The organism is Haloplanus sp. GCM10025708, from assembly GCF_042663985.1.
Lineage (GTDB): Archaea > Halobacteriota > Halobacteria > Halobacteriales > Haloferacaceae > Salinirarus > Salinirarus marinus.
Window position 1 is genome coordinate 1,176,327 of record NZ_JBHSZA010000011.1, and the last position, 17,694, is coordinate 1,194,020.

14 protein-coding genes, 2 tRNA genes, 3 rRNA genes and 2 pseudogenes are annotated in these 17,694 nt (G+C 64.7%); 9 read left to right on the forward strand and 12 right to left on the reverse strand.

Annotated elements, in window-relative coordinates; all coding sequences use genetic code 11:
* Position 1: 1 nt before the first annotated feature.
* Positions 2-1,249, reverse strand: coding sequence for a redox-regulated ATPase YchF (locus ACFQJD_RS09565; protein ID WP_379797837.1), 1,248 nt, complete (start codon positions 1,247-1,249; stop codon positions 2-4).
* 107 nt (positions 1,250-1,356) lie between these two features.
* Between ACFQJD_RS09565 and ACFQJD_RS09570 the strand changes: the two genes are divergently transcribed.
* Positions 1,357-1,632 carry a hypothetical protein gene (locus tag ACFQJD_RS09570; protein ID WP_379797839.1) on the forward strand — a complete coding sequence of 92 codons (276 nt, stop codon included), beginning with the start codon at positions 1,357-1,359 and terminating at the stop codon, positions 1,630-1,632.
* Between the two features lie 59 nt (positions 1,633-1,691).
* Here ACFQJD_RS09570 and ACFQJD_RS09575 read toward each other — a convergent pair whose 3' ends face one another.
* The 7 genes from ACFQJD_RS09575 to ACFQJD_RS09605 form a co-directional block, all read right to left on the reverse strand.
* On the reverse strand, positions 1,692-2,252 hold the full coding sequence (locus tag ACFQJD_RS09575; protein WP_379797841.1) for a hypothetical protein: 561 nt from the start codon (positions 2,250-2,252) through the stop codon (positions 1,692-1,694).
* Entirely contained in the window at positions 2,249-2,755 is a 507-nt protein-coding gene (locus ACFQJD_RS09580) for a hypothetical protein (RefSeq protein WP_379797843.1), read from the reverse strand. Before ACFQJD_RS09580 ends, ACFQJD_RS09575 begins: the two co-directional genes overlap by 4 nt.
* Positions 2,752-3,024, reverse strand: coding sequence for a hypothetical protein (locus ACFQJD_RS09585; RefSeq protein ID WP_379797844.1), 273 nt, complete (start codon positions 3,022-3,024; stop codon positions 2,752-2,754). Before ACFQJD_RS09585 ends, ACFQJD_RS09580 begins: the two co-directional genes overlap by 4 nt.
* 246 nt (positions 3,025-3,270) lie before the next feature.
* Positions 3,271-3,392: ribosomal RNA gene (gene rrf, locus ACFQJD_RS09590) — 5S ribosomal RNA — on the reverse strand.
* Positions 3,393-3,506: 114 nt separating this feature from the next.
* Positions 3,507-6,424: ribosomal RNA gene (locus ACFQJD_RS09595) — 23S ribosomal RNA — on the reverse strand.
* 244 nt (positions 6,425-6,668) lie between these two features.
* Positions 6,669-6,740: transfer RNA gene (locus tag ACFQJD_RS09600), tRNA-Ala, on the reverse strand.
* Between the two features lie 123 nt (positions 6,741-6,863).
* Positions 6,864-8,331 (reverse strand): 16S ribosomal RNA (locus ACFQJD_RS09605).
* Together the 16S, 23S and 5S rRNA genes with 1 tRNA gene alongside form the textbook arrangement of a ribosomal RNA operon.
* 492 nt (positions 8,332-8,823) lie before the next feature.
* On the opposite strand from ACFQJD_RS09605, the gene ACFQJD_RS09610 reads away from it, so the two are divergent.
* The 3 genes from ACFQJD_RS09610 to ACFQJD_RS09620 all read left to right on the forward strand — a co-directional run bounded on the left by ACFQJD_RS09610 (position 8,824) and on the right by ACFQJD_RS09620 (position 11,692).
* Positions 8,824-9,384, forward strand: a complete 561-nt coding sequence (locus ACFQJD_RS09610) for a TATA-box-binding protein (protein WP_379797846.1) — start codon at positions 8,824-8,826, stop codon at positions 9,382-9,384.
* 285 nt (positions 9,385-9,669) lie between these two features.
* A complete protein-coding gene (locus ACFQJD_RS09615; protein WP_379797848.1) occupies positions 9,670-9,843 on the forward strand; it encodes a hypothetical protein in 174 nt (57 codons plus the stop codon).
* 40 nt (positions 9,844-9,883) lie between these two features.
* Positions 9,884-11,692, forward strand: a complete 1,809-nt coding sequence (locus tag ACFQJD_RS09620) for a DEAD/DEAH box helicase (RefSeq protein ID WP_379797850.1) — start codon at positions 9,884-9,886, stop codon at positions 11,690-11,692.
* On the opposite strand, the gene ACFQJD_RS09625 is transcribed toward ACFQJD_RS09620, so the two are convergent.
* Positions 11,674-12,627: an AIR synthase family protein gene (locus ACFQJD_RS09625; RefSeq protein WP_379797851.1), complete on the reverse strand. Its 954-nt coding sequence runs from the start codon at positions 12,625-12,627 to the stop codon at positions 11,674-11,676. The genes ACFQJD_RS09620 and ACFQJD_RS09625 overlap by 19 nt on opposite strands.
* Before the next feature lie 83 nt (positions 12,628-12,710).
* Here ACFQJD_RS09625 and ACFQJD_RS09630 point away from each other — a divergent pair.
* Positions 12,711-13,768: pseudogene (locus ACFQJD_RS09630) on the forward strand (pyridoxal-phosphate-dependent aminotransferase family protein).
* A gap of 2 nt (positions 13,769-13,770) precedes the next feature.
* Here ACFQJD_RS09630 and ACFQJD_RS09635 read toward each other — a convergent pair.
* The gene (locus ACFQJD_RS09635) at positions 13,771-14,544 is read right to left on the reverse strand and encodes a hypothetical protein (RefSeq protein ID WP_379797853.1); all 774 of its coding nucleotides are present in this window, start codon (positions 14,542-14,544) and stop codon (positions 13,771-13,773) included.
* A 110-nt stretch (positions 14,545-14,654) separates the two neighbouring features.
* Here ACFQJD_RS09635 and ACFQJD_RS09640 point away from each other — a divergent pair.
* The 3 genes and pseudogenes from ACFQJD_RS09640 to ACFQJD_RS09650 all read left to right on the forward strand — a co-directional run bounded on the left by ACFQJD_RS09640 (position 14,655) and on the right by ACFQJD_RS09650 (position 16,412).
* Positions 14,655-14,727: transfer RNA gene (locus ACFQJD_RS09640), tRNA-Tyr, on the forward strand.
* Positions 14,728-14,903: 176 nt separating this feature from the next.
* Complete coding sequence (locus ACFQJD_RS09645; protein ID WP_379797855.1) at positions 14,904-15,374, forward strand: hypothetical protein; 471 nt, start codon at positions 14,904-14,906, stop codon at positions 15,372-15,374.
* A 164-nt stretch (positions 15,375-15,538) separates the two neighbouring features.
* Positions 15,539-16,412, forward strand: a pseudogene (locus ACFQJD_RS09650) (DMT family transporter).
* On the opposite strand, the gene ACFQJD_RS09655 reads toward ACFQJD_RS09650, so the two are convergent.
* Both ACFQJD_RS09655 and ACFQJD_RS09660 read right to left on the reverse strand, forming a co-directional pair.
* Positions 16,406-16,810 carry a VOC family protein gene (locus ACFQJD_RS09655; RefSeq protein WP_379797857.1) on the reverse strand — a complete coding sequence of 135 codons (405 nt, stop codon included), beginning with the start codon at positions 16,808-16,810 and terminating at the stop codon, positions 16,406-16,408. The pseudogene ACFQJD_RS09650 and the gene ACFQJD_RS09655 overlap by 7 nt on opposite strands.
* 31 nt (positions 16,811-16,841) lie before the next feature.
* The gene (locus tag ACFQJD_RS09660; protein ID WP_379797859.1) at positions 16,842-17,321 is read right to left on the reverse strand and encodes an SRPBCC family protein; all 480 of its coding nucleotides are present in this window, start codon (positions 17,319-17,321) and stop codon (positions 16,842-16,844) included.
* 132 nt (positions 17,322-17,453) lie between these two features.
* Here ACFQJD_RS09660 and ACFQJD_RS09665 point away from each other — a divergent pair, with 132 nt between their 5' ends.
* Complete coding sequence (locus ACFQJD_RS09665) at positions 17,454-17,576, forward strand: hypothetical protein (protein ID WP_379797861.1); 123 nt, start codon at positions 17,454-17,456, stop codon at positions 17,574-17,576.
* Positions 17,577-17,694 lie beyond the last annotated feature (118 nt).

Genomic DNA, 17,694 nt, shown 5'->3' on the forward strand with positions numbered 1-17,694 from the left:
GTCAGCTCGTCGTGATCAGTTCGACGACGTCGCGGTCCGAGAGTTCGTGATCGCCGCCGATCTGTCGCTCCGCGCGACAGTCGATGCCGTGGAGGAGACCGTCACCGATGTCGGAGTGGATGTGATAGGCGAAATCCTCCGTCGTCGACCCGTCGGGGAGGAGAAAGCAGTCGCGGAAGACGCCTTTCTCAGACGCCGACCCGTTCGCGCTCCCTGGGAAGACGGCGACGACGCCGAGTTCGTCGAACAGGGCCGTCTCCAGCGCCCGCTGGACACCCGTTCCCTCGAACGCCGCGGTGAACTCCCGAATCCGTTCGAGGCCCTCGACCTGTTCCTCGGAGACGTTCACGAGACGCGACGCGTCTCCTGAGGGGGCCGGACCGTCCCGGGTTCCGGCGACGTCGCCGACGAGGTCGAAGTCGGCGTCGCCGGGGCGGTACTCGACGACGCCCGCCTCGTCGGCCTGCTTCAGTGCCTTCTCGGCGTGTGCGCTCACGGGCACGACGGTGAGGTGGTCGTACTCCGGATCCGACGTTATCTCGTCGTAGTTCTCCCGGGCCGCGGGCTTGTCCATCTTGTTCGCCGCGACGACGATCGGCTTCGTCCGCTTGCGTATCTCGCGGGCCAGCGACGCCTTGTCCTCGTCCGTCCACATGTCGGGGTCGAGGTCGAGACCTTGCGAGAGGACGACCTGCTTTATCTCGTCGGCGTTCGTCCGGAAGGCGTCCATCTGCGTCGCCAACTCCGCTTCGATGTCACCCTCGTCGCCGTGATAGCCCGAGTGGTAGCGCTCGATACCTTTCTCTAAGATCTCGAGATACCACATCTCGAGTTCCGCTTCGAGGAAGTCGATGTCCTCACGGGGGTCGTGGCCCTCCGTCGCCTCGCCCTCGGCGTCCGTTTCGCCCGAGAAGTCGACGACGTGGACGAGGACGTCCGCCTCGTTGAGATCGGAGAGGAACTGGTTGCCGAGGCCCTTCCCCTCGTGTGCGCCCGGGATGAGCCCCGCGACGTCTACCAACTGGACGGGGACGAACCGCGTCCCGTCGTCGCAGTAGCCGACGCTGGGCGTACACGTCTCGTCGAACTCCGGTGCCGCACACTCGACCCGGACGTACGCCTCGCCGACGCTCGGATCGATGGTCGTGAACGGGTAGGCCCCCTCCGGGACGTCGTTCATCGTCGCCGCGTTGAAAAACGACGACTTCCCGACGGAGGGCTTGCCCACCAGCCCGATCTTGTAGCTCATATCCGTTCTGGTCGGCCGGTCCTCAAAAGCCGTCCTATCACCGTCAGGGGTGTGTGAGAATCGCTCGCGGTCGGAGGGCCTATGTGCCATGGCCGACGAGCGGACGTATGAGCGACACGTTCGGCGTCGGCATCCAGGTCACCGACGACACGCTTCGGTTCGTCGTCCACGTCCCCTCGGACATCGACTCGGGGTGGACCGATCCCGACGAGTTTCAAACCCTCGTCGAACGCGTCGTCTGGGAACGACTCGACAAGGAGTCCGTTCTCGGCGCGATCGCGCAGTCGACGCCCGCGGGCGAAACGGCCTCGCTCGGCACCGTGACGCTCGACCCCGACGGGACCGTCGTCGAGGCGTCGCTCTCGCCGCCCGAGGAGGCGTGACCGACGCGAAAAAGACGTGGCGTCTGCGTCGCGTTCGCTAACCGACCGTCGAGATCGGATCAGTCGTTGTTGGCGTGGTCCGGAGGACCGCCGCCGTTGCCGTTACCGCGGTCGTCGTCCGAGTCGTCGCTGTCGTCCGAATCGTCGTTCGACGAACTGTCGGCGCTCGACGGATCGTCCGACGATTCGGCCTCGTCCGCGTTCCCGTCGTGACCGTTCGCGTTGCCGTTCTGCTCGTCATTCGCCTCCTCGTTTTCGGGGCCGTGTTCCTCGTCGGCGTTCTGCCGTCCCGGTGCATGCTCCGAGTTGCCCGGAGCATCGTCCGTCCCGGACGCGTTCGTCGTGCCGTCGTCGCTGTCGCCGCTACCGTCGTTCACGGCCGCGTGTTCCGGCGGCCCGGTCGACTGCTCTGCCGGTCCCTTCGCGTTCTCGTTCGAGGGGTTGTTCTCGGTGACGAACTCGGACACCTGCTGTCCCAGCGGGCCGCTGACGCCCGTCGACTTCAGGTCGTGAACGAACCGCTTCACCAGCAACCCGAAGTTCTGCACCGGCTCCACGGTGAGGTCGGCCGTCGCCGTCGCCTCGTCGCCGTCGTGGGTGGCCGTCACCGTGACGGTCACGTTCGTCGTCGGCGCGGGGAGGAGACGGTGCCGTTCGCGTCCGTCGCGTACGTCCCGACGCCCGCGTAATCGCCGTCGGCGGTGACGTTCACCGACGCGTTCTCCACGGCGTCGCCGTTCCGCGTGACCGTCACCGTCGCCGCGCCGTCCGCGTTCTGGGTCACGTCGACGGCGAGGCCGTCGGCGGGCGTCAGTTCGGCCGTCGCCGTCGCGGTGTCGTTCGCGTCAGTCGCCTCGACGGTGACCGTCACCGTCGATTCCGGTTCGGCTATCGTGACGGTGCCGTTCGAGTCCGTCGTGTAGTTGCCCGTCCCCGCGTACGCGTCGTCGGCGGTGACGGTCACCGACGCGTTCTCGACGGCCGTGTCGTTCCGGGTGACGGTGACCGTCGCCGATCCGTCGTCGTTCCGATCCACACCGACTTCGAATTCGGCGACGGGCGTCAGTTCGGTCGTCGTCGCCGCAGTCTCGTTGCTATCGGTCGCCGCGACGGTGACGTTCACCGCAGTGCCGGGCTCGGGGAGGAGACGGTGCCGTTCGCGTCCGTCGTGTAGTTGCCCGTCCCCGCGTACGTCTCGTCGGCGGTGACGATCACCGACGCGTTCTCGACTGCGGTGCCGTTTCTCGTCACGGTGACTGTGGCCGTACCGTCTGCGTCCTGGGTTACGTCGAGATCCAGACTCGACGAGCCCGTGGCGGCGAAGGCAGGTGGTGCCGCCGCTGTTAGGAGCATCGCGGTCACGACCAGCATCGTGGTCAGTTTCGTCTTCATTACGCTCGAACCACGCGTCGCTACCGGGTTAAATCGGGAACTCCGTAAATCCGGATTTGGGCGGGTTAGTCCCGATTTAATCGGGTTTAATCGCGGGGAGTGCCGTCCAGTTGGTCGCTGTCGGGGGCGCACGACGGCGAGGCGTCGCCTCCGGCACGCGGTCCGGGTGTGGGGCGAGTGTTGCCACTCTGCGTGTGTTGAGTGTGGGTCGACGAGCGGTCCGCTCGTCGAAAGAGAGTATGAGTGGTGAGGCGGCGAATCAGTGTTCCCAGAGGGTCGCCCACTCCAGTACTTGCTGATACGCTGGCACGCTTAACTTCCGTGTTCGGGATGGGTACGGGTGTGGCCGTGCCGCTCTGGCCGCCTCTATGCCGATCCGTGGAATCGAACCACGATACGCCAGTATCGGTCTGTCTGTGTGTGTTCGTGCAATCCAGTTTGCGCCTGGACCCGACTCGAACGAGTCGGATCAGTACAATGCGTATGACTGTGGCTTGGCCTGTTAGTGCTCGCGGGCTGAACGTCTCGTTGCCTTGACGCGTACACCCCGAGTCTATCGAACTCGTCTTCTACGAGTGGCCTCGGTGGTCCCTCTTTTCCAGGTGGGTTTCGAGCTTAGATGCGTTCAGCTCTTACCCCGTGGTGCGTGGCTGCCCGGCAACTGCCTTCTCAGACAACCGGTACACCAGTGGCACCCATCCGTAGTTCCTCTCGTACTATACGGACGTTCCTGTCAGGAACCGTAACACCCCCAATAGATAGCAGCCGACCTGTCTCACGACGGTCTAAACCCAGCTCACGACCTCCTTTAATAGGCGAACAACCTCACCCTTGCCTGCTTCTGCACAGGCAGGATGGAGGGAACCGACATCGAGGTAGCAAGCCACCGGGTCGATATGTGCTCTTGCCGGTGACGACTCTGTTATCCCTAAGGTAGCTTTTCTGTCATCTACGCGGCCCATTGAGGACCGTCGTAGGTTCGCTGACCACGCTTTCGCGTCAGCGACACTCGTTGGGAATGTCACTGTCAGGCCATCTTTTGCTCTTGCGCTCTTCCTCGAGTTCCCGACTCGAGTGAGATGACCATAGGGCGCGCTCGATATCTTTTCGAGCGCGTACCGCCCCAGTCAAACTGCCCGGCTACCGGTGTCCTCCTCCCGGAGTGAGGGTCGCAGTCACTGACGGGTAGTGTTTCATGTGTGTCTGGGCGACGCGCTGGCGCGCGCACCTCTGTAACGACTCCTACCTACTCTGCACATCAGCGACCACGTCCCAGCGACAGCCTGCAGTAAAGCTCTATAGGGTCTTCGCTTCCCCTTGGGGGTCTCCAGACTCCGCACTGGAACGTACAGTTCACCGGGCCCAGCGTTGGGACAGTGGCGCTCTCGTTGATCCATTCATGCAAGCCGCTACTGAAGCGGCAAGGTACTACGCTACCTTAAGAGGGTCATAGTTACCCCCGCCGTTGACGGGTCCTTCGTCCGCTTGTACGCGGTGTTCAGATACCCGCACTGGGCAGGATTCAGTGACCGTACGAGTCCTTGCGGATTTGCGGTCACCTATGTTGTTACTAGACAGTCGGAGCGCCCGAGTCACTGCGACCTGCCCCATTCCGGGGCAGGCATCCCTTATTGCGAACGTACGGGACTAACTTGCCGAATTCCCTAACGCCGGTTGCTCCCGACGGGCCTTGGCTTTCGCTGCCTGAGCACCTGTGTCGGATCTCGGTACGAATATCATACTCGTCTTTTCACGGGCTCCGGGTACCATCGAGTTTCCCTGTCCCGAGTTTCACACGCTTCCTGCCGTTACGGCTTCCACGCGTTTCCTCGGTTCGACCGGGCGAAGGCCCGGCTCGATGTTTCCTGAAGCGTCGACTTTCAACGTATGATAGCACTGGAATATTAACCAGTTTCCCGTTCGACCTACTCGACTGACGGTAGGCCTTAGGATCGGCTAACCCTCGGCTGATTGGCAGTGCCGAGGAACCCTTGCTCTTGAGGCCGTCGGGGTTCACACCCGACTTTCGCTGCTACTATGACCAGGATTTTCGTTACCGGTCGGTCCATACGAACTCTCGTCCGTACTTCCACCCGACCGGAATGCCAGCCTACGGAATCACTCTTTGACGAGTGTCGTCAGGTCTCGGAAGTGGACTTGAGCCCCGATCATTTTCGGCGCCCCGAACCTCGGCCGGTAAGCTGTTACGCTTTTCTTAGAGGGTAGCTGCTTCTAAGCTCACCTCCCGGCTGTCTGGGGCTCGGGACCACCTTCGATCGCACTTAGTCCACATTTTGGGTCCTTAACCTCACTCTGGGTTGTCTCCCTCACGGTACACAGGCTTACCCCGCATACCGGACTCCCTGCTTCCACGGCGTCCGTAGGTTCGGAGTTCGACAGGATGGCCGACTCCTCTCGGAGGCGGGTCATCCAATCGGTAGCTCTACCCCACGGACTACCTCTGCAGAGGTCATGCTTCGACATGTTTCGGCTGGAACCAGCTGTTGCCGGGTTCGATGGGCCTTTCACCCCTACGCATAGGTCACGGGAGGGTATTGTAGGACACCATCCCTAACAGGCCTCCACGTGGCTTTCGCCACGCTTCACCTTGCCCACGCGTAGATCACCCGGTTTCGGGTCGTACTCGGTTGGCTCCCCGCCCTTGAAGACGGCGGCCCTGGTCTGTGAAGACTGCGGCCATGTCGGTTTCCCTGTGCCTCCCCGATTCGCGGGTTAGACTTGCCAAACAAGTACACTCCCTGGTTCGTTTTTCAAAACGTACGACGGAACACCGGCTTCCCACGATTCCTACTGGGCGATCGCTCGCCGGTCGTTTCTCGTGGGACCTTGTATGCCCCGTCGCTCTATCGCCAACTGATTTCAAGCCCTATTGCACTGCCCTTCTCGGGGTGCTTTTCAGCGTTCGCTCACGCTACTTGTTCGCTATCGGTCTCGAGGAGTATTTAGTCTTAGCAGTCGATGCCTGCTGTGTTCACGAGGAATATCCGGTCCTCGCTACTCTGGTACTGACGCACACTCTACTGGGTCTCGGTACGGGGCTGTCACCCTGTGTCGCGCTCCGTTTCAGGAGACTTCGCGAGACTGGTCGAGTGATGAGTGTCAGTCCGAACACCACATTGCCCGAAGGCTTCGGTTTGGACTGTGTCGCGTTCACTCGCCGTTACTGACGACATCGCTGTTGCGTTCTGTTCCTGCTCTTACTGAGATGTTTCAATTCAGAGCGTTCCCCATTGCGCGAAGCAATTGCGGTGGGGATTCCCATTCGGAGATCCTCAGTTCTTTCCCTCCATGCGGGTCCCTGAGGCTTATCGCAGCTTGGCACGTCCGTCGTCGGCTCTCGAGCCGAGCTATTCACCAGCTGGCAAAGTAGCCAGTTGTTGTTGGATTGCGTTGCACTGACCCGGTTCGACTATAAGTCGGTGACTCTTGCGAGTCGGGTCCAGTGGACGCCTGGATTGCACGTACACACAGTTTCATCACGCACGCCGGGTGGTAAGCGGTCGTGCGTTCGACCCTTCCCACTCGCGGTTGCCCGGAGTGGTGCATCGGTTAGTGCCATCACATCGTCGCGCCGTCGTGCACTTAAGGCGTGCGGTTCGGGCGGTCGGTGGGATGGGCTTGCATGGACCCGCTGGGATTTGAACCCAGGGCTTCCTCCTTGCAAAGGAGGTGCTCTGCCGCTGAGCTACGGGCCCACCCCTTGGATGGGGGGCGAGAGTGTGAGCCTTGATAGTTCTTGGGTGCTCGGGCGTGTCCGGGTGGGTCGGGTGGACCTTTATGAGTGGTGTGGGCCTCCCTGGTGGGAGGTCCCGGTCTGTAGGAGGTGATCCAGCCGCAGATTCCCCTACGGCTACCTTGTTACGACTTAAGCCCCTTGCGGAGCCCAGATTCGACCTGCTGAGCAGGCCTCATCCGGACCCCACTCGGGTGCTTTGACGGGCGGTGTGTGCAAGGAGCAGGGACGTATTCACCGCGCTTTGTTGAAACGCGATTACTACCGAATCCAGCTTCATGAGGGCGGGTTTCAGCCCTCAATCCGAACTACGATCGAGTTTACGAGATTACCGTCCTCTTTCGAGGTAGGAACCCATTGTCTCGACCATTGTAGCCCGCGTGTAGCCCAGCACATTCGGGGCATACTGACCTACCGTTGCCCGTTCCTTCCTCCGTGTTGGCCACGGCAGTCCTCCTAATGTACCCAACCACGCGAACGTGTTGCTGGCAATTAGGGGTGCGGGTCTCGCTCGTTGCCTGACTTAACAGGACGCCTCACGGTACGAGCTGACGGCGGCCATGCACCTCCTCTCAGTGGGTCTGCTAAGCTCATCACACTGAGCTTCATTCCCACTGTCGGTGCTGGTGAGATGTCCGGCGTTGAGTCCAATTAAACCGCAGGCTCCTCCGGTTGTAGTGCTCCCCCGCCAATTCCTTTAAGTTTCATCCTTGCGGACGTACTTCCCAGGCGGTCTGCTTAGCGGCTTCCCTACGGCCCAACACCCACTCGTAGTGGGAGTCACACCTAGCAGACATCGTTTACGGCTCGGACTACCCGGGTATCTAATCCGGTTCGAGACCCGAGCTTTCGTCCCTCACCGTCGGATCCGTCTTCTCGAGGTGCTTTCGCCATCGGCGGTCCGTCCAGGATTACGGGATTTCACTCCTACCCTGGACGTACCCCTCGAGTCTTCCGGTCCCAAGCCAGGCAGTTTCCGCCGGACGCCCACCAGTTGGGCTGGTGGATTTCCCGACGGACTTGCGTGGCCGGCTACGGACGCTTTAGGCCCAATAATATCGGTCATCACTCGTGCTGCCGGTATTACCGCGGCGGCTGGCACCGGTCTTGCCCAGCACTTATTCCTGTACCACCTTACGGTACAGAAAAGCGAGGACTGTATGCCCTCGCACTTGGGGTCCCCTTATCGCACTTGCGTGCAGTGTAAAGGTTTCGCGCCTGCTGCGCCCGTAGGGCCTGGATTCTTGTCTCAGAATCCATCTCCGGGCTCTTGCTCTCACAACCCGTACCGATTATCGGCACGGTGGGCCGTTACCCCACCGTCTACCTAATCGGCCGCAGCCACATCCTACGGCGCCGGAGCGTTTGGTGTACTCGGCGTTCCAGCGTGAGTACGGTGTGGAGTATTAGCCTCAGTTTCCCGAGGTTATCCTCCTCCGTAGGGTAGTTTGGCCACGTGTTACGGAGCTATTTGCTGCGAGGCTGAACTCGCACAACTAGCATGGCTAAATCGGACCCCAATAGCAATGACCTCCGGCAGGATCAACCGGAGTGTCCCCTCCAAAGGAGGGGGTATGGCGGGATGCTCTGTGAAGAGCACCTCCATCAATCTAAGGTCCAGAGTTCGACGCCACCGGGACACACCCGAGTGACACCGAACTATCAAGGCTCACATCAGATTCCCTCTGTACGGCGGACCGCAGGGGTGGAATCCTCACGTTTTCGTTCGGATTTCAACCAACGCGAGGGACGAGTATAAACCCGTTGATTCCCTCGGACTGGTATCCGAACCCGCGAGACGGAATCGCCCCGCCTCGCCCGCTTCTTCGCATCCATATCGAAGGGGTTGTATTACTTAATAGCACTGATTTCCCCGAGATGTTCAAAAAACGTTGCCATATACGTGTCATCCCGTAACGTGGTTCTAATTATCAACCGATTAGATTGACAAGACCAAAATTGACGCTCGTGTGAGTCTACCGGCAGAAGCCAAACACATTCCGTATCGGTTTATAAGATAGGAGGTACGAAACACGAGCGAAACGATGAGTGACCCGGCAGATTCGATAGAGATTCAGAACGTGGTGGCATCGACCGGCATCGGACAGGAACTCGACCTGGAGGCGCTCGCCGAGGACCTCCCGGGGGCGGACTTCAACCCGGACAACTTCCCCGGCCTCGTCTATCGGACACAGGAGCCCAAGGCGGCCGCGCTCATCTTCCGTTCGGGCAAGATCGTCTGTACGGGCGCAAAAAGCATCGACGACGTCCACGAGGCGCTCGACATCATCTTCGAGAAGCTCCGCGAGTTGAGCATTCCCGTCGAGGAGAACCCCGAAATCACGGTCCAGAACATCGTCTCCAGCGCTGACCTCGGCCACAGCCTCAACCTGAACGCGCTCGCGATCGGCCTCGGGCTCGAAGACGTCGAGTACGAACCCGAACAGTTCCCCGGTCTCGTCTACCGGATGGACGACCCCAAAGTCGTCATCCTGCTGTTCGGGAGCGGGAAGATCGTCATCACGGGCGGCAAGCGCCCCGAAGACGCCACCGAAGCCGTCGAGAAGATCGTCGAACGCATCGACGAACTCGGACTGCTGGGGTGAGCCACACGCCGAGGGCGCGGCACGCGGCGGGCGTCACTTCCGGGTTAGTGGCGTCCGGTCCGATCCAACGAGACACACCGAGTCGTCGACGCGAGACGTATCAGCTGACAGAGCTTTCAATAGAGCCAATTATCTGCAGCCCCAACCGGAGATCGATGCGTGACTCCGTGATCGGGCGCGTGCGAAACGGACTCCGTACGCTCGGGACTTGGCTCCCGTCTCCCCTCGGCCGACTCGTCGACTGCGTTCCCGGTGTCGACGCATCGACGGACGACGACCCCCGGAGTGGGAACTCTCGCGGGCCGGAGACGGGGAGTCGCGCTGGCGTCGCGGCACCGAGTTCGTCGACTGCACGGCGTTCGATCGCCGGAGGAGTTCCCCGACTTTCTGACGGTCGAGTCCGACGTAACGCGGGCGTTCCGGCGGATGGCCCCACAGCGGACCGGCACGCGACGGTGAGGTCACAACTCGTTTCTCGCTCGCGCACGTACGGCGACCGATGACCGACGACGTCACGCTGGATTCGTTCTACGACGCGCTGCAGACGGAGGGCCGCCCCGTCGCCACGGCCCAACAGATAGCCCGTCGTCTCGACTGTTCGCAGGCGAGCGCTCGCGACGCCCTCGACGCCCTCGCCGAGGAAGGCGGCGTCGAACGCCTCGACGTCGAAGCCGACCCCGTGGTCTGGTATCCGACTGAATGGGGTCGCCTCGCCGACCGGGAGCGCGTCGTCGTCTTCCCGGACCGGCGCGAACTCGTCGTCGACCAGCCGACCCAGTACACCCGCGCGCAACTCTCGCAGTTCGCCCACCTCGTCGACACGACGGGCGACGGTGGCTATCTCTACGAGATACGGCAGGAGGACGTCTGGGCCGCCCCCTTCGACGACTTCGAGTCGCTCCGCGCTACCGTCCGGTCGGTGCTACCGCGGCGCTCTCCCCACCTCGAAGAGTGGCTCGAAACCCAGTGGAATCGCGCCCGGCAGTTCACTCTCTACACCCACGACGACGGCTACACGGTCCTCGAAGCGGCGAGCGAGAGCCTCATGGGCAACGTCGCACGCCAGAAACTCGACGAGGAACAGCTCCACGCGCCGATCTCTGATACGGAAAGTTGGGTCGTCGAGGGCTCCGAAGCGGCCATCAAGCGAGTCCTCTACGAGGCGGGCTACCCCGTCGTCGACGAACGTGACCTCGAGACGGGCGATCCGCTCGACGTCGAACTCCACACCGATCTCCGGGAGTACCAGCGCGACTGGATCGACCGATTTCTCGACCAGCGAGCGGGCGTCTTCGTCGGTCCGTCGGGGAGCGGCAAGACCGTCGCCGCGATCGGCGTCCTCGCGGCCGTCGGCGGCGAGACGCTGATTCTCGTCCCGAGTCGCGAACTCGCCGGCCAGTGGCGCACCGAACTCCTCGAACACACCTCGCTCTCGGCGGAACAGGTCGGCGAGTACCACGGCGGACAGAAGGAGATTCGTCCGGTCACCGTCGCCACCTACCAGGTCGCCGGCATGGACCGCCACCGGTCGCTGTTCGACTCCCGCGAGTGGGGCCTGATCGTCTACGACGAGGTCCATCACATCCCCAGCGAGGTCTACCGTCGGAGCGCGGACCTCCAGAGCCGACACCGCCTCGGACTCTCGGCGACGCCAGTGCGCGAAGACGACAGGGAGACGGAGATTTTCACGCTCGTCGGCCCGCCCATCGGCACCGACTGGGATGCGCTCTTCGATCACGGCTACGTTCAGGAGCCCGAAGTCGAGATCCGCTACGTCCCCTGGACCGACGACGTCACCCGGAACGAGTACGCCAGCGCCGACGGTCGCGACCGACGCCGACTCGCGGCGACGAACCCGGCGAAAGCGGACGAGATACGCCGCCTGCTCGCGGAACATCGCGACGAGAAGGCACTGGTGTTCGTCGACTGGCTGGATCAGGGACGGACCCTCGCCGACGCGCTCGACGCACCCTTCGTCAGCGGCGAGACGCCCCATTACGAACGCGAACGCCTGTTCGAGCAGTTCAAGCGAGGCGAGTTACGGACGCTCGTCGTCTCCCGCGTCGGCGACGAGGGCATCGACCTGCCGAACGCGGGACTGGCCGTCGTCGCCTCGGGGCTGGGCGGGTCGCGCCGCCAAGGTGCCCAGCGCGCCGGACGGACGATGCGCCCCGCCGGGAGCGCCCGCGTCTACGTCCTCGCCACTCGCGGCACCAGAGAGGAGGATTTCGCCCAGCGGCGGATGCGCCACCTCGCGGAGAAGGGGATTCGCGTTCGCGAAGCAGACGCTCACTCCCAGAGTTCGTAGATGTCGTCCTGAACGGGGTCGGTGTAGCGGTCGCCGTCGAGGGTCACGCCCGGGTCGCCCGCCTCGACGACGCCGACGTCCCACGCTTCGACGCCCTCGGCGTCGAGTTCGCCGAGCACGCTCTCCGTCTCCGGTTCGGGCACCGTCGCGAGCAACGCCCCCGATCCGAGCGTCCGGAGCGGGTCGACGCCCACCGCGTCACAGAGCGCCCGCGTCTCCTCGCGGACGGGAACGTCGTCGACGACGAGCGACGCCTCCGACGCGAGCGCGACTTCGAGGAGGCCCTCCAGAACCCCGCCCTCCGTCGGATCGTGCATGGCCGAGGCGACGGGCGCGAGGACGGTCGACTCCACGAGAACGCTCAGGTCGTCGAAGAAGCCGGCCGCGCGGTCGAGGAGGTCGGCAGACAGGTCCACCTCGTCACGGAAGTCCGTCGCGAGAACGGCCGTCGCCTCGATGCCCGCCCCCTTCGTGAGAAGCACCCGGTCGCCGGGGGTCGCCCCCGAGGTGGGGACGTAGCGGTCGGCCGCGCCCATGCAGGTGAGCGAGAGGAGCGGCCGGTCGAGTCCGGCGACGGTTTCGCTGTGGCCGCCGACGATGCTCATGCCGAGGCGGGTCGCCTCCGCGTCCAGTTGCGCGGAGATGGTGTCGACCAGTTCGTACTCCTCGCGAGGGAGGAGGACGGTCGGGAGGAGAAATTCGGGGACGCCCCCGCAGGCAGCGACGTCGTTCGAGGCGATGGCGACGCCGAGCGTTCCGATGCGCTCGGCCGCCAGCGAGATGGGGTCGCTGCTCACGACCAGCGTCTCGTCGCCGACGCGGAGGGCCGCGGCGTCCTCGCCGAACGCCGGCCCGTAGAGGACGTCCTCGTTCGGCGCGCCCGTCCGCGAGAAGACGAGTTCTTCCAGCATCGCCGGAGTGAGCTTTCCGGTCATGCGCCCCGCTTGCGTGCGAACCGCCTTGTTCCTTCCCGTCCGGCGCCGGATAGTATATGCATCCGGCGGGCGAACGCCGACGTATGCTGCTGACCCCCGGGCCGACGGCGCTCCCGCCGTCGGTCAGAGAGTCGATGAGCCGCGAACTCGTCAACCCCGACGTCGACCCCGAGTTCCGAGAGATCTACGACGACCTGACCGGGAAACTCGCCCGCGTCTACGACACCGACGACGACGTCGTCGTCCTCGGCGGCGAAGGGATTCTCGGCCTCGAAGCCGCCGTCGCCTCCACCGTCGAACCCGGGGACGACGTGCTCTGTCTGTCGAACGGTCTCTACGGCGACGGCTTCGCCGACTTCGTGGAGAACTACGGCGGCGACCCCACGCTCGTCGAAGCCCCTACGACGAACCGCTCGATCTCGACGCCCTCGATTCCGTCCTCGCCGACGGCGACTTCGAGGTGGCGACGATGGTCCACTGCGAGACGCCCACGGGGATGCTCAACGACGTCGAACCCGCGCTGAAGCGCCTGCAGGACCACGGCGCGTTGACCATCGTCGACGCCGTCTCGTCGCTCGGCGGCGTCCCCGTCCCCACCGAGTACATCGACGTCGGCATCGGCGGATCGCAGAAATGCTTCAGCGCCCCGCCCGGCCTCGCGCCCGTCTCGGTCAGCGACGCGGCGTGGGAACGCATCGAAGCCGTCGACCCCGACTCGCTCTACACGAACCTCCTCCCGTGGCGCGAAATCGGCGACCTGTTCCCCTACACGCATCTGACGACGCTGGTGGTCGCCCTCGACGAAGCGCTCTCGCTCGTCGTCGACGAGGGCGTCGAGACGGTGTACGCCCGCCACCTCGAAGCGGCCTCTCGGTGTCGCGAGCGCGGGCGCGAACTCGGACTCGACGTCTACCCCGACGTCGAGCGGAGTTCGCCGACGGTCACGGCCTTCCACGTCCCGGGGCGCGCCGAGGCCCTCCAGGAACGGCTCGACGCCGAACGGGACGTGACGCTCGCGACGGGGCTCGGCGACCTGTCGAACGACGTCCTCCGGGTCGGACACATGGGCTACAACGCCGACGTGACGAAAGTCGACGAGGCGATGGACGCCCTCGAAACCGTCCTCGACGACGCGGAGTGAACTCACCCGCTCCCGGAGAAGTCGGGTTCGTCCCACGGGTCGTCCGGATCGACGGGCGACAGCGCGTGGGCGAGCTGCTCGTCGGTGTAGTCGTTTTCGTCGAGTTCCATCCGTAGTCGCTTCCAGCGAGCGCTCAGGCCGGATTCGGCCTCCGGGCCGACGCGCCCGCCGTGGACGCGGAAGAACTCCGACCCCCGGCCGGCACGACTCCCCTCGCCCGTGTGGCCGTCGAGGGCGACGTCGTACGTCCCGCCGACGTCGACGTCCTCGACGGGGAAGTCGGCGTCGGGGTCCTCGCCGCGGTCGGCCGCCTCGGCGCGGAGTTCGGCGACCCTGTCGAAGTAGTTGTTCGCGTGCGTGGCCTCGCGCGAGGACGTCGCCCGCGCCGCCGCGAGAGCGGCCTGAATCGCACAGCGTCGCCCCTCGCTCGATTCGGGCGACCAGCGCTCGGTCGCCAGTTCCTCGTAGCGGGCGACGAGGAGCGCCGTGCGTTCGTCCGCCCGCAGGTCCTCGATAACGAACATGTTGAGTCGGTCCCAGAGGTTCCAGCCAAAGCCCGAGCGAGCGAGTTCCCACGCCGCCCACGCGGCGACTTCCTCGTCGGAGCGACGGACGGCTTTCTGGAGGAGGCTCGCCACCGCGTAGCGGTTGTAGCCGCCGTCGGTCTCGTTCGGACCTTTCTCCTCGCCGACGTCGTTTTCGCCCGTCACCTCCGGCGGAGTGTCGGTCTCCAGCTCCCCGTCGGGACCGAACGTCGCCTGTCGCTCTCCGTCCATGTGGGGTCGGTGTCGCCGCGAGCGCAAAAGTCCCGTCGGTCGTTCTGCGGTCGGTGGGACGCGCTGAATGAGAATTCTTAAGGCCGGTGGAGCGCCTGGATCTAGGTAGACCGCTCTTAGCTCAGCCTGGTAGAGCAGCCGACTGTAGATCGGCTTGCCCCCGTTCAAATCGGGGAGAGCGGACTGGACCTCGTCGCCCGCGAGCGGCGACGAGTGTGAAAGACTCCTCGACCCGACGTTGGTTCGGCGTGAGCGCCCCGTATCTCGACAGCGACGGGCGCATCTGAACCAGTTAGGGGTGTCGCTTTTCGCTCCCGTTCGCGAACGTCAGGTCAGTGCCAACCGACAGGTCCCGCGCCGTGAGCCCCGTCGTCGCGACGATTCTGCTCGTCGCCCTGGTCATCCTCCTCGCGTCGATACTCACGACTGGGCTGATGTTTCTGGACACCGACTTCGAGATGCCGTCGTTCGCCTCGGACACCGAGTCGGACACCGGCAGCGGCCTCATCTACGCGCTCGACGACAGCCCCGAGAAGTCGTCCGTTCGTCACCGCGCCGAATTTCCGATCCCGCCCGGCTCGTCTCTCGACGGCGACTCGCTCAACAGCGTCGAGATCGAGTATCTCAACGGGAGCGTGGCGCTCGCGCAGGACGAACGCTCGGACATCAAGCGCATCGGCATCGACAACGACGGCGACGGCAAGATCGACACGGACGTCTACAGCGACGTCGAAGACCCGAGCAACGGCGGCGTCGACGTTCGCGAGGGGGAGATCTCCTCCGCATCGAACTCGGCGGCAACTACAACCTCGACGGCGGAGACCGGGTGATCGTCGTCTACGACGCCGTGACGAACCCCGGCGGCGGGGTGTATCCGGCGGCGGTTCGGCTCAACGACTACCACGATCTGACGCGTCTGGGGACGATACACATCGAAGCCTGACGGACTCGGCGCGGCGAAACGGGTAACTCGCTGCCGTCCGACGTCGACCCGATGGCAAACGTCGATGCCCTCGTCCCGCCGCGGGCCGCCCTCGTCGTGGCGGTCCTCGCCGTCAGCACCAGCGCCGTGCTGGTTCGGTGGAGCGACGCGCCCAGCCTCGTGAAGGCGCTCTACCGCGTCGTCTTCACCGCGGCGTTGCTCGCGCCGGTCGCCCTCACTCGTCACCGGCGGGCGTTCGCCGGGCTCCGACGGCGGGACGTCGGGTTCGCCGCCGCCTCGGGGCTGGCGCTCGCCGTCCACTTCGGAGCCTGGTTCGAGAGTCTGAACCACACGACGATCGCGGCGAGCGTCACACTCGTCCAGACCCAGCCCGCGTTCGTCGCTGCCGGCGCGTGGGCGGTACTCGACGAACGCGTCACGCCCCGGACCGTCGTCGGCATCGTCGTCGCGCTCGCGGGCGCGGCGACGATGTCTATCGGCGACGCGCTCGTCGCCGGCGTCGGACAGGCCTACGGCAACGCGCTGGCACTCGTCGGTGCGGCGGCGGCCGGGGTACGTCCTCGCCGGCCGGTCGCTCCGCCAGCGGCTCCCCCTCCTGCCGTACGTGCTGATCGTCTACCTCGTCTGCGCGGCGGGGTTGCTCGCTGTCGTCGTCCGCACGGGGTATCCGCTGTTCGACTATCCGTCCCGCGAGTGGACGCTCTTTCTCGCGATGGCCGTCGGCCCGGGGCTGTTCGGTCACACCGTCGTCAACTGGGCGCTCGCGCATCTGGAGTCGAGCGTGGTCAGCGTCTCGTTGCTCGGCGAACCCGTCGGCAGCACGCTCCTCGCGCTCGTCTTCCTCGGTGAGGTGCCCGCCGTCTGGACGCTGATCGGCGGCGTCGTCGTCCTCGTCGGCATCGTCGTGACCGCCACGCCTCAGTGAAGTTTGAGCTCGACCCGGCGGCCGTCCGGATCGCGGACGTAGGCCGCCCAGTCGCGCCCGTAGGCCCCGTATCGCTTCCGCGGTTCGCCCGCCTCGACGGTGACGCCGGCCTCGCGCAACTCGTCGAGGAGGCGAGTCAACTGCTCGCGGGTCGCTATCTCGTCGGAGCGGACGAGCAGACAGACGTGTTCGCCGCCGACGTCGAACGGGTCGTCGGTCGGGACGAGGTGGAGGTGCCGGCCGCCGGCGGCGACGGCGACGTACGGCACCTCGCCGCTCTCGAAGCGCTCCCGGTCACGGATCGGCAGGCCGAGCAGGTCGTGATAGAACGCCAGCGCCCGGTCCACGTCGCTCACGCGCAGTGCCACGTGGTCTACGTCCACGACGTCGATGTCCATACCTGCCTCTCGGCCCACGCCGCCAAAAGGGTCACTCCAGCAGTTCCCGAGTCTTCCGGTGCCGGTAGCGAAACACGGGGTCGAAGCCGACGCGAGCGAGCGGGGAGAGCGCGCCACCGACGCGTCCCCCCGGCAGCCGGTAGTCGACGCGGTCCGCCACTACCGTCTCGTCGCCGTCGGCGAAAAATCGGTGTGTGTGGACCCAGCGTGCGAACGGCCCCTCCGCCATCTCGTCGCGGAAGTGCGCGGCTCCGTCCGTTCGTTCCCGGTCGGTGATGACCGACACCCAACGCCGTCGGGGGCCGACGCCGAAGGGTCGAACGGAGACTCGAATCCGCGACCCGGCGACCAGCACGTTCGGATCCGTGTCGCCGTCGGGGGCGCGGACCGCCTCCACGCGGAGATGCAGCCACTCGGGAGTCAACGCCTCCAGCCCGCTCGGCCGGGAGTGAAAGTCCCAGACGGCTTCGAGCGGAGCGGACACGCGAGTTCGGCGCTCGTAGACGGCCATGTGCGTTCCAGTGGCCGAACGGAGATATACTGTGGGGGCCGACTGTTGCGTCCCGTCCGAAACAACACAAGTATAGTCACCTTCGTATGCGAAGGGAGAGATTCAACTTCGGAAACACATTACTGGCGAGTGATGTCTTCGGGAGGAATCACCGACGACGACCGCGAGCGAATCCGGAACTACTTGGCCAAACCGGCGTACCTGCGGCGGCCCGACGACCTACTGCCCGACGACGGCGACCGGGCAGACGACTGAGGGCCGTTTCGAGCCTCTTTTGTCCCGAGACGCGTCGTCCGCCCGGAGAGACGCCGATCGGCCACGTCGTGGCCGTTCGACCGTAGAGAGCAATTTTTGCCCGTTCCTGTAAGATTCG

Coding starts and splice junctions, on each gene's coding strand:
- ACFQJD_RS09660 (WP_379797859.1), bottom strand. CDS start 17,321: ATGGCCGTCTACGAGCGCCGAACTCGCGTGTCCGCTCCGCTCGAAGCC.
- ACFQJD_RS09565 (WP_379797837.1), bottom strand. CDS start 1,249: ATGAGCTACAAGATCGGGCTGGTGGGCAAGCCCTCCGTCGGGAAGTCG.
- ACFQJD_RS09655 (WP_379797857.1), bottom strand. CDS start 16,810: ATGGACATCGACGTCGTGGACGTAGACCACGTGGCACTGCGCGTGAGC.
- ACFQJD_RS09625 (WP_379797851.1), bottom strand. CDS start 12,627: ATGACCGGAAAGCTCACTCCGGCGATGCTGGAAGAACTCGTCTTCTCG.
- ACFQJD_RS09635 (WP_379797853.1), bottom strand. CDS start 14,544: ATGGACGGAGAGCGACAGGCGACGTTCGGTCCCGACGGGGAGCTGGAG.
- ACFQJD_RS09570 (WP_379797839.1), top strand. CDS start 1,357: ATGAGCGACACGTTCGGCGTCGGCATCCAGGTCACCGACGACACGCTT.
- ACFQJD_RS09620 (WP_379797850.1), top strand. CDS start 9,884: ATGACCGACGACGTCACGCTGGATTCGTTCTACGACGCGCTGCAGACG.
- ACFQJD_RS09585 (WP_379797844.1), bottom strand. CDS start 3,024: ATGAAGACGAAACTGACCACGATGCTGGTCGTGACCGCGATGCTCCTA.
- ACFQJD_RS09610 (WP_379797846.1), top strand. CDS start 8,824: ATGAGTGACCCGGCAGATTCGATAGAGATTCAGAACGTGGTGGCATCG.
- ACFQJD_RS09665 (WP_379797861.1), top strand. CDS start 17,454: ATGTCTTCGGGAGGAATCACCGACGACGACCGCGAGCGAATCCGGAAC.